This window comes from Verrucosispora sp. SN26_14.1, from assembly GCF_004307965.1.
Taxonomy (GTDB): domain Bacteria; phylum Actinomycetota; class Actinomycetes; order Mycobacteriales; family Micromonosporaceae; genus Micromonospora.
Genome location: NZ_SISL01000275.1, coordinates 1 through 8,105, shown reverse-complemented (window position 1 = coordinate 8,105; position 8,105 = coordinate 1). Strand labels below are relative to the sequence as shown.

General features: G+C 73.2%; 8 protein-coding genes. 5 read left to right on the top strand and 3 right to left on the bottom strand.

Features of this window, described 5'->3' with window-relative positions:
- The first annotated feature begins 199 nt into the window (after window positions 1–199).
- The 4 genes from EYA84_RS21420 to EYA84_RS21405 all read left to right on the top strand — a co-directional run bounded on the left by EYA84_RS21420 (window position 200) and on the right by EYA84_RS21405 (window position 4,290).
- Window positions 200–1,156, top strand: a complete 957-nt coding sequence (locus EYA84_RS21420) for an ROK family glucokinase (RefSeq protein WP_176095951.1) — start codon at window positions 200–202, stop codon at window positions 1,154–1,156.
- Window position 1,157: 1 nt separating this feature from the next.
- Window positions 1,158–1,862 carry an endonuclease/exonuclease/phosphatase family protein gene (locus EYA84_RS21415; protein ID WP_131054833.1) on the top strand — a complete coding sequence of 235 codons (705 nt, stop codon included), beginning with the start codon at window positions 1,158–1,160 and terminating at the stop codon, window positions 1,860–1,862.
- A 91-nt stretch (window positions 1,863–1,953) separates the two neighbouring features.
- The gene (locus EYA84_RS21410; RefSeq protein ID WP_131054832.1) at window positions 1,954–3,363 is read left to right on the top strand and encodes an NAD(P)/FAD-dependent oxidoreductase; all 1,410 of its coding nucleotides are present in this window, start codon (window positions 1,954–1,956) and stop codon (window positions 3,361–3,363) included.
- A gap of 123 nt (window positions 3,364–3,486) precedes the next feature.
- Entirely contained in the window at window positions 3,487–4,290 is an 804-nt protein-coding gene (locus EYA84_RS21405; protein WP_387261019.1) for an alpha/beta hydrolase, read from the top strand.
- Between the two features lie 51 nt (window positions 4,291–4,341).
- On the opposite strand, the gene EYA84_RS21400 is transcribed toward EYA84_RS21405, so the two are convergent.
- Together EYA84_RS21400 and EYA84_RS21395 are read right to left on the bottom strand one after the other, a co-directional pair.
- A complete protein-coding gene (locus tag EYA84_RS21400; RefSeq protein ID WP_131054834.1) occupies window positions 4,342–5,757 on the bottom strand; it encodes a trehalose-6-phosphate synthase in 1,416 nt (471 codons plus the stop codon).
- A 194-nt stretch (window positions 5,758–5,951) separates the two neighbouring features.
- Window positions 5,952–6,800, bottom strand: a complete 849-nt coding sequence (locus EYA84_RS21395; protein ID WP_131054830.1) for a DUF308 domain-containing protein — start codon at window positions 6,798–6,800, stop codon at window positions 5,952–5,954.
- A 339-nt stretch (window positions 6,801–7,139) separates the two neighbouring features.
- Here EYA84_RS21395 and EYA84_RS21390 point away from each other — a divergent pair, with 339 nt between their 5' ends.
- A complete protein-coding gene (locus tag EYA84_RS21390; protein WP_131054829.1) occupies window positions 7,140–7,844 on the top strand; it encodes a 1-acyl-sn-glycerol-3-phosphate acyltransferase in 705 nt (234 codons plus the stop codon).
- A 15-nt stretch (window positions 7,845–7,859) separates the two neighbouring features.
- Here EYA84_RS21390 and EYA84_RS21385 read toward each other — a convergent pair.
- Window positions 7,860–8,105: hypothetical protein (locus EYA84_RS21385; protein ID WP_131054828.1), on the bottom strand; the 246-nt coding region annotated here is incomplete at its 5' end.

Genomic DNA, 8,105 nt, shown 5'->3' with positions numbered 1-8,105 from the left:
GGGCACCACCGGGCGACCGCACGGTGGTGCCCGCCTCGCGGGTGCCCGACGGTACGCCCGCACCGGGTGGCGAGCCCGCACCGGAGGCGGAGGCCGTTCCGGGCAACGGGCCGCAGGGCGAGCCAGGCGACGGGGCCTGACCAGGGAGGACCCGTACCACCGGCGAGGGCAGGTGCGCGGGGTGGCACAGCAGAGGGGAGTGGCAGCGGTGACGCTGACCATCGGAGTCGACGTCGGTGGCACGAAGGTGGCCGGCGGTGTCGTCGACGACACCGGCAGGGTTCTCGTGCAGACCCGACGGGACACCCCCGCCGACGACGTCGGCAAGACGCGGGACGTCATCATCGAACTGGTCACCGAGCTCGCCTCCGGACACGAGATCCAGGCGGTCGGCATCGGCGCGGCGGGCTGGATCGACGCCGGCCGCTCGACCGTCCTGTTCGCCCCCAACCTGGCCTGGCGCGACGAGCCGCTGCGCGCGTACGTCAGCGCGGCCGTCGGGCTGCCGGTGATCGTGGAGAACGACGGGAACGTGGCCGCCTGGGCCGAGTTCCGTTACGGCGCCGCCCGGCAGGCCGAGGACTCGATGGTCATGTTCACCATCGGCACCGGTGTCGGCGGCGGCATCGTGCTCGGCGGTGAGCTGGTCCGGGGCGCCAACGGCATCGCCGCCGAACTCGGTCACATGCTCACCGTGCCCGACGGCCACCAGTGCGGCTGCGGACGGCTGGGCTGCATCGAGCAGTACGCCAGCGGCAGCGCCCTGGTCCGCTTCGCCCGCGCCGCCGCCCGGCAGGAACCGCACCGCGCCACCGCGCTGCTGGAACTGGCCGACGGCGAGGCCGAGGCGATCACCGGTCCGATGGTGACCGCCGCGGCCAAGGGCGGTGACCCGGTGTCGGCCGAGGCGTTCGCCCAGGTCGGGCGCTGGCTCGGCACCAGCCTGGCGGACATGGCGCAGATCCTCGACCCGCAGGTCCTGGTCGTCGGCGGCGGCGTCATCGACGCCGGTGACCTGCTGATGGGCCCGACCCGACGCTCGTTCACCGATGCGTTGGCGCAGCGCAGCCGGTTGCCGGTGGCCGACATCCGCCCCGCCGAGCTGGGCAACTCGGCCGGCGTCATCGGCGCGGCCGACCTCGCCCGACGGATCTGACATGGGTGCTCCCGGAGTGCCGGTGCGCGTCGTGTCGTACAACGTGCACGGCCAGCGCGACGACACCGCCGCGCTGGCCGAGGTGGTCCGCACGACGGCGCCGGACGTGGTGATGGTCCAGGAGGGCCCGCGTCGCTTCCGGTGGCGGGAGAAGTCGGCCGCGTTGGCTGAGTCGTTCGGCCTGGTGGTCGCCGCCGGTGGGTTGCCCGCCCTGGGCAACCTGGTCCTCACCGACCTGCGGGTACGGGTGACCGACGCCCGGTGCCGGCGGTTCCCGCTCACCCCCGGGCGGCACCTGCGCGGCGCCGCGTTCGCCGACTGCGTGGTGGGCCGGTCCGCCCGGTTCACCGTGGCCGGCTCGCACCTGTCCACCGACCCGACCGAGCGGCCCGGCCAGGCGGAGCTGTTCCGGCGGGACCTGGCCGCCGCGCCGTACCCGGTGATCGCCGCCGCCGACCTCAACGAGGAGCCGGGCGAACCGGCGTGGCGGACCGTCGCGGAGGGGCTGACCGACACGGCGGTGGCCGCGGACCGCACCGACCGGCTCACCTACTCCTGCGCGAACCCCCGGCGGCGCATCGACGCCCTCTTCGTCGACCCCCGAATCACCGTGGTCGACTACGACGTGCTGGACACCCCGCTGACCCGCCGTGCCAGCGATCATTTTCCGATCCTGGTCGACCTGCTGATACCCGCCGCCGACTGACCGGCGGCGCTCCGGCGGGCTGGACATCCCGCTCCGGAGTGGAGAGGATTTCGCGCGACCCGGCACCCGTGCGGAGACGAAGGAGACCCCGGTGCCCACCCCCACCGAGCACCACGGTCGGTCCGAACCGGAGACGACCCCCCTCGCCCGCAGCCGTGACGGCAGTCCGGTCTCCGACCGGGGCGACACCGTCTGCGTCATCGGCGCCGGCGCCAGCGGCCTGACCGCCGTCAAGAACCTCGCCGAGCACGGCTTCGGCGTCGACTGCTACGAGCGTGAGACGGGCATCGGCGGTGCCTGGAACTGGCGGCACGACCGCAGCCCGGTGTACGCCAGCACGCACCTGATCTCGTCGCGGCCGTTCACCCAGTTCCCCGACTTCCCGATGCCCGACGACTGGCCCGACTACCCGCACCACAGCCGGGTGCTGTCCTACTTCGAGCGGTACGCCGACCACTTCGACCTGCGCCGGCACATCTGGTTCGGCACGGAGGTGGTGCGGGTCGAACCGGTCGGCGACGACCGCTGGGACGTCACCACCCGCAGCACCGGCGGGTACGGCCCGGAGCGCACCTCCCGGTACGCCGCCGTGGTGATCGCCAACGGACACAACTGGTCGCCGAAGCTGCCCCGCTACGAGGGGTTGGAACAGTTCCGGGGCGAGGTGATGCACGCGTCGTCCTACAAGGACCCGGCCCAGTTGCGCGGCAAGCGGGTGCTGGTGGTGGGCGCCGGCAACACCGGGTGCGACATCGCGGTGGAGGCCGCCCAACAGGCCGTACGCTGCTGGCACTCCACCCGCCGGGGCTACTGGTATGCCCCGAAGTACGTCTTCGGTCGCCCCGCCGACCAGGTCAACGACACGCTGCTGGCGTTGCGGGTGCCGCTGCGGGTACGCCAGTGGCTCTATCACCGCACGTTGCGGCTGACCGTCGGTGACCTGACCCGTTTCGGCCTGCCCCGGCCCGACCACCGGGTGTACGAGACGCACCCGATCGCCAACAGCCAACTCGTCTACTACGTCGGCCACGGTGCGATCGCGCCGGTGCCGGACGTGAACCGGTTCCACTCGCATTCGGTGGAGCTGACCGACGGTCGGCAGATCGACCCGGAGGTGGTCGTCTTCGCCACCGGTTACCTGCCGCGCTTCGAGTTCCTGGACGGAAAGCTCCTCGGCGACGACGAGGGCGTGGGTCGTCCCCGGTTGTGGCTCAACGCGTTCGTGCCGGAGCACCCCACCCTCGCGGTGACCGGCCTGGTCCAACCGGACTCCGGCGTGTTCGCCCTGTCGCACTGGCAGGCCGTGCTCTTCGCCCGGCTGCTGCGACTGCGGACCACCCGGCCGGACCGGGCGACGGCGTTCGCCGCACGGGTCCGGGCCGGTGCCGGTGAGCGTTACTCGGGTCAGGTCAAGGACTCGACCCGGCACTGGTTCGAGGTCGGCCACGCCGACTACCTGCGGGTGCTGGAACGCGCGTTGCGCGACCTGGAGGCCAAGTGAGCGAGCGAAGCGAGGCGGCGGCGTGAGCGAGCGTGGCGAGCGAGCCATTGGGTTCAGGGCGGGTGTGTCTCGCGCTGTCGGGGAGCGAAGCGAGGCGGCGGCGTGAGCGACCGGGTGCGGGTGATGCGGAGCTGGGAGTGGGCGCGGCCGGTGCGTCCGGTGCGCCGTGAGGTGCTCGGCGCCACGCCCGAGCTGGAGGAGGGGCGGCCACCCCTGTTGTTCGTGCCCGGCTTCGGGCACGGTGCCTGGGTGTACGCCGAACACTGGCTCGGGCACGCCGCCGCGCGGGGGTTCCCGGCGTACGCGGTGAGCCTGCGCGGGCACGGCGACAGCGGTCCGGCGCCGGACGCGACGCTGCGCGCGTACGCCCACGACGTGGTGCAGGTGGCGGCGGGCCTGCCACGCCAGGCGGTGCTGGTGGGGCACGGTGCCGGGGCACTGGTGGTCGCGCACGCTCTGGCCCGGTATCCGGCCCGGGCGGCGGTGCTGGTGGCGCCGGTGCTCGGCGGGTGGGCGACGTTCGGCGCCGCGCTGCGGCGCAACCCGCTCGGCACGCTGCCGGCGGTCTTCGGCGGTGGGCTGCGTCTGCACCGCCGCCAGTTGTTCAGCGACGAGCTGCCCGACGCCGACGCGCGGCGCTACACCGGTCGGTTGGGGCGGGCGGCCCGGCGGGCGCAGTGGCGGCTGCTGACCGGAGCCGAGCCGGAGCCGCCGGTGGGCCGCCCGCCGGTGCTGGTGCTGGGCAGTCCGGACGACCGGGTGGTGCCGCCGTCGGCGCTGACCGGGGCGGCCCGCCGGTACGACTCGGCACCGCTGCTCTTCCCCGGCATGGGGCACGACCTGATGCTCGACGCGCGGTGGCAGGAGCCGATCGACGCGATCCTGGACTGGCTGGACAAGGGCCCGGCCCGCGACGACCGTCCCTGAACGCGCGACCTCCCGGCCCGGTCCGCGGGGACCGGGCCGGAGTCACCCGCCTCAGCCGCTGGTGAGGTGGGTGACCAGCTCGCCGCTCTGGTCCAGGGTGGAGAGATAGGACCGGGCCCAGGCCCGGATGTCGTGTTCGTGCAGGTGCTCGCGCATGGCCCGCATCCGGGCCCGGACGTCCGCCGGGTCGGCCCGCAGCGCCGCGAGCAGGCCCTGCTTGAGCCCTTCCAGGTCGTGCGGGTTGACCAGGTACGCCTGCGGCAGCTCGGCGGCTGCTCCGGCGAACTCGCTGAGCAGCAGCGCGCCCGCGTCGTCCACCCGGGCGGCGAGGTACTCCTTGGCGACCAGGTTCATGCCGTCCCGCAGCGGGGTCACCGCCATCACGTCGGCGACCCGGTAGAGCGCGGCCAGTTCGGCCCGGTCGAACGGCTGGGTCAGGTAGTGGATCGCGGGCTCGCCGACCCGGCCGAACTCGCCGTTGATCCGTCCGACCTCGCGTTCCACCCGGTCGCGGAGGATCTGGTACTGACCGACCCGCTCCCGGCTGGGCACGGCGACCTGCACCAGCACGGTGTCGCGGACCTTGACGTGGCCACCGGCCAGCAGCTCGCTGTACGCCTTGAGCCGCTGTTCGATGCCCTTGGTGTAGTCCATCCGGTCGACGCTGAGGATGACCTGGTCCGGGCTGCCGAGGTCGTGCCGCAGTCGCCGGGCCCGGTCCGCCACCGCCGGCCGACCGGCCAGCGCGGCCATCTCGGCGGTGTCGATGCTGACCGGGAACGCCCCGATGCGGACCACCCGGTCCTCGACCGCGATCCGCCGGTCGGTGGCCGGCAGGCCCAGCACCTTCGAGACCAGTTGGGCGAAGTTGTGCGCGGCCTGGGCCCGTTGGAAACCGACCAGGTCGGCGCCGAGCATGCCCTGGAGCAGTTCGGCGCGGCGGGGGAGCTGCATGAACAGCTCCGGCGGCGGGAACGGCACGTGCAGGAAGAAGCCGATGCGCAGGTCGGGTCGGAGCGTGCGGAGCAGCCCCGGCACCAGTTGCAGGTGGTAGTCCTGCACCCAGACCACCGCGCCGGTCTCGGCGACCTCGGCGGTGGCCTCCGCGAACCGCTGGTTGACCCGCTGGTACGCGTCCCACCACCGTCGGTGGTGTTCCGGCTGCTCGACCGCGTCGTGATAGATCGGCCAGAGGGTCGCGTTGGCGAACCCCTCGTAGTGGTCGCGCAGGTCCTCGCCGGTCAGCGGTACGGCGTGCATCCGCACCCCGTCGACGTCCGGCAGGCTGGGTGCGGGGCCTGTCCCGCCCGCCCAACCGACCCATGTCGCCGGGGTGTGTCGTAACAGTGGGTGTAGCGCACTCACCAGCCCGCCTGGGCTGCGGCGCCACTCACAGGCGCCGTCGAGCGCCACGTTGTCGTCGATGGGGAGGCGGTTGGCCACCACCACGAGAGAACTCTGTCGCATCTCGGGCATTCCGATCAGCAGGGGAGTGACCGCCCACGAGAACAGGAACAACCGGGCAGTCGGCGGGTGACGTGACGTACTGCGGTATTCCTACTGACAGTAAGTTACACCACTGTTACGCCCCCTGGTGTGGGCGTGCGCGTCCCGGTATCCGGGCGGCTACCGTACGCGGTCGGTGGGAGTTGCCGGTCGGCTCAGACGACCGCGCCGTCGTCCGGCCCCCGGTCCTCGGCGTCGCCGGGGCGCAGCCGCCACACCAGCGTGACGAATCCGGCCAGGATGCCGGTGAAGCCGAGCAGCGTCACGATGCTCGGGTCGGCGGGGAGCAGGTCCGGGAAGAGGAACAACACGAAGCCGAGCATCACGGCGAGGACGCCCGCCACGGCGTACTTCGACACCCGGGGCAGGGGCGGAGGCGGCGGCGGGACGTAGCGTTCGTCGTCGTCGGGGTGGTCCGGCAGGTCGGCACCGAACGTGTCCAGGCCCTCCAGCAGCGACGGACCGTCGCCGTCGCGCGGGCCACGGCCCACCGAGACGCCGGAGACGTCGGCGGCGTACGGCAGCCGGCGGACGTCGGTGGCGGTCGGTCCGGCCGGCTCCTCGGGCGTCGGCCGGGGGGTGGTGATCGTGCTGCTGCCGCCGTCGGGCTGGTCGTCCACGTTCTCGGCGGCGGGCCACGGGTGGTCCCCGCTGCCCGGCGAGTTGTGGAAACCGGCGACGATCCGTTCCCACTCGGCGTCGATGTCCGGTTCCTCGGCGCGGGCCGTGCCGGTCTCGTCGGCGAGCTGACTGAGGTAGTCCCGCGCGGTGCTCAGATGCGAACGGTCCACGTAGAGCCGGTCGACCGGCCGGGCGGGGACCGTGGTGGTGCGGGTGACCGGGTTCAGATCGGCCGAGGGTTGCAGATACGCGGCGATGCCGCCGGCGGCCAGCACGTCGAGCAGGTGCTCACCGACGCGCGGGTCGACGTCGCCGGCGATGGCGTACTCGCTGGCGTCGAGCCCGTTGTCCCGCCGTCCCCGGCGGGCCCCACCCGCTGACACCGGACCATCCTCCTCATCGCGCCGCCGGCGCGCCCCGCGTCCAGCCCCTCGACGCACCCCCGCACGCCGTGCTCTGAATCGTGACACGTCCGGGGTCGGTTCGGGGAGTGCCTTGTGGCGTGGGGTACGAAGTCGGTGTCCGTGCCGCTGGTCGCGGCCGTGCCTCTATGTCCGTTCTTGCTCGGAGCGTGCCAGGGGACACGGGCGCCGACCACGCTCCGGCGGCGGGCGGGTCGCCCGCCGGACGTTGTGGCGGGCGGTGGAGCTTCGTAGGCTTCCTGCCACGACCGCCCGGCCCGGCCGTGCCGTCGCGACGACCGCCTCGCCGAAAGGACGCCGGTGCTGTACTGGCTCTTGAAGTACGTGTTCCTCGGCCCGCTGCTGAGAGTGATCTTCCGGCCGCAGGTGGAGGGCCTGCACCACGTACCGGCGACCGGCCCGGTGATCCTGGCCAGCAACCACCTCTCCTTCTCCGACTCGATCTTCACGCCGCTGATCGTGCCGCGGAAGGTCACCTTCGTGGCCAAGGCCGAGTACTTCACCGGCAAGGGACTCAAGGGCTGGCTGACCAAGATGTTCTTCGTCGGCACCGGCACCATCCCGGTGGACCGCTCCGGCGGCCAGGCCGCCCGCGCCGCGCTGGACACCCAGCTCACCGTGCTGCGCGCCGGCGGCATCGCGGGCATCTACCCGGAGGGCACCCGGTCACCCGACGGGCGGCTCTACCGGGGCAAGACCGGCGTGGCCCGGCTGGCGCTGGAGAGCGGCGCGCCGGTGGTGCCGGTGGTGATGCTCAACCTGGACGAGATCCAGCCACCGGGCACGCTCGTCCCGAAGCTCGCGCGGGTCCGCATCCGCTTCGGCCCGCCGCTGGACTTCTCCCGGTACGCCGGCATGTCCGGTGACCGGTTCGTCGAGCGCGCCGTCACCGACGAGATCATGTACGAGCTGATGGAGCTCTCCGGCCGCGAGTACGTCGACGTGTACGCGCAGAAGCTCAAGCCCGCGCCCACCCCGGCACCGGCGGCCCCGCTGGCCGCCTGAGCCGCCTGGCGTCGGTCAGGAGGCCAGCGTCCGGGCGCCCGTCTCCGGTGGACGGGCCAGCCGGAGCAGGCCGGGCGCGCCGTTGCGGTGCGCGAACGCGCGTACCTCGGTCAGCGGTCCGCTGCTCGCCGCCGGGTCGTCCGCCGCCGTGAACTCCCGCACCGCGAAGGTCAGCGCCAACATCCGGTCGGTCACGTCGGGGATCCCGGCGTAGATCTCGGCGGCCGCCAGGTGCAGCTCGGCGGCGCGCCGGTGGTCGCC

Coding starts and splice junctions, on each gene's coding strand:
- EYA84_RS21415 (WP_131054833.1), top strand. CDS start 1,158: ATGGGTGCTCCCGGAGTGCCGGTGCGCGTCGTGTCGTACAACGTGCAC.
- EYA84_RS21405 (WP_387261019.1), top strand. CDS start 3,487: ATGCGGAGCTGGGAGTGGGCGCGGCCGGTGCGTCCGGTGCGCCGTGAG.
- EYA84_RS21400 (WP_131054834.1), bottom strand. CDS start 5,757: ATGCGACAGAGTTCTCTCGTGGTGGTGGCCAACCGCCTCCCCATCGAC.